The sequence below is a fragment of the Nitrosomonas sp. ANs5 genome, assembly GCF_050584665.1.
Lineage (GTDB): Bacteria > Pseudomonadota > Gammaproteobacteria > Burkholderiales > Nitrosomonadaceae > Nitrosomonas.
Window position 1 is genome coordinate 1 of record NZ_JBEUDO010000121.1, and the last position, 2,193, is coordinate 2,193.

Here is a 2,193-nt window from a genome sequence, read left to right on the forward strand (position 1 = left end):
CCCCTACTTCGGACATGGCCGGGTCGATGCCGGCGCCGCGGTGCAGGCTGTGGTCACAACCGAAACTACAATCACCCCGTCCAAAGACACCGAACCGCCACGCGTATCTATTCTCGAGCCCCTATCCGGCGCAACCGTGTCCGGGCTAGTGCCAGTGGATATCGAAGCAACCGACAATGTCGGCGTGGTGCGCACCGAGCTGTGGGTCAACCATACCAGCGTTGCGGTCGACACCTCCGAACCGTTTGCTTTCAGCTGGGACTCCAATGGCACACCCAATGGCAAGGCAAATCTCGTGGTGCGCGCATTCGATGCAGCCGGCAACAGCGCCGCCTCCAACATAGCGGAAGTCAACGTGGAAAATCCCATTAGCTCGGTCACCGATGATAAAGACACCTCTTCCTCCCTTATTGACACCACCCCGCCTGTTGTACAAATTATCAACCCGGTTGGAGGAAACGTCTCCCACAATGTGACGATCACGGTCAATGCTTCCGATGACAACGGTGACGCAGACATTGCGCTGGCTATTTACATCGATGGACAACGCTTCGCGACAGGCACAGGTAGCACGCTCAGCGCCAACTGGAACACTCGTCCAAAACGCGTCTCGGCTGGCGCACATACAATCCAGGCCACGGCGAAAGATGCTGCCGGCAATACAGCCACTACTTCTGTAAATGTAAATGTCGTCAAGTAGCGGCCAAGGTGCCCAGCAATTCTCATCTTGAAAAATGAGAGGAAATGAATTGATTCAGGCTCTGAATCAATAATCTACAATCTCTAATGCCAAACAACACATGACAGAAGCGATATTTACTTGCATGCGCAGGGAAATGATAGGCATTACTGCTCAAAATGGGAATTGCTGGCGCCCCCCCCGGCGCGTTACGCCTTCCGCATCGCATGATTGTCGATTTTTTTTACAGAATCTCCTGAGAAAAATCCCACATAATATAATATTCCTTAAGAAACAAATAGATAAAAATATGGCACATAAATTGCTTGTTATTAGTTACCACAAGTCAAAAAGCGAATGGAAAGATTATAATTAGGCTAAAAATTAAAGGAGACGCAACATGTTAAAGAAAACAATTATATCTACACTGATGAGCTCGACTCTTATCGCGGGAGCAATGTTCACAGTCAATGCAAACGCAAGTTTTGCGTCATGCACTGGTGAAGGCTACGATATCTCTGATAATGTCGCGCCGAATATTGGCTGCACGATATTGGAACCGCTAAATGCAAATCAAAACGACAGCGTCAGCCCCCCCCAAAGCAGCTTTACTGTCAACGAGGAAGTTTTTTTTGGATTCACCGACTGGTCGTTTGATGGCAAGTATGACAATATCGGTAATGTGAGTGGGACTGATGGTTCCAGCTTGTTTGATTTCTCTGGCAATAATCAATCAGGAACCTTTGCCTGGACAGGTGGAGTCATCGCCGACTTCAGCGATATCATGCTCGTTTTTAAAGATGGCGGAAATACAAATCTAGTTGGCTACTTAATCGATATGCCACTTCTGCTCACTTCCGTGGGCGATGGTGGTTTTGGTGGAACAGGCACCTATACATCACCATTTGAAGAGCCACCATTTGCCTTCCCTGGCGAAGGACCAAGAGATATCTCCCATATTTCTGTCTACTACCGATCGAATGGTGGGCCTGGCCCTGGAAATGGTGATGTTCCAGAACCGGGTATTCTTCTGCTGCTGGGTACAGGACTGATAGGATTAAGCTTGTCACGCAGACGCCGGGTTTAACTACATCATTTCGAGTGCAATTCAATTAACCCGCCTTGTCAGCGGGTTAATTGTTTCGTAACCTAGTTCTACTTTGTCAGATTCAAATAATTCCAATAGGGCATCAAGTTTATATATAATAAGCTATTGTTTTATATAAGTTAATCACGATTATGTCGTGAAAATACTAAACAGTCTCTCAAATCTGCCTTACAGGGCCTCCCAGAAGCGCTTAGCGCGCATTTATCGTCATTTTCATCATTTTTCGTATCCTCGACGCGCGATGCAACAGCGACGTTTTATGGTTATCTGCGCGGACTATTTCAATCTGATCGAGCGACTATGCTGCGCATGGGCGAAGTAAACGAGGTTGATCACCAGGCTATGCAGCACATGCTGACATCTGGCGCGATTGATTGGAATGGATTCAGTGCACAGATCGCGCATA

General features: G+C 47.7%; 2 protein-coding genes. Both read left to right on the forward strand.

Translation table 11 applies throughout. From position 1 onward, the window contains the following. Positions 1–700, forward strand: a 700-nt coding sequence (locus ABTW62_RS13890; RefSeq protein ID WP_430905167.1) for an Ig-like domain-containing protein, incomplete at its 5' end; no start/stop codon positions are given. Positions 701–1,079: 379 nt separating this feature from the next. Beyond that, positions 1,080–1,766: a PEP-CTERM sorting domain-containing protein gene (locus tag ABTW62_RS13895; RefSeq protein ID WP_430905168.1), complete on the forward strand. Its 687-nt coding sequence runs from the start codon at positions 1,080–1,082 to the stop codon at positions 1,764–1,766. Positions 1,767–2,193: the final 427 nt, after the last annotated feature.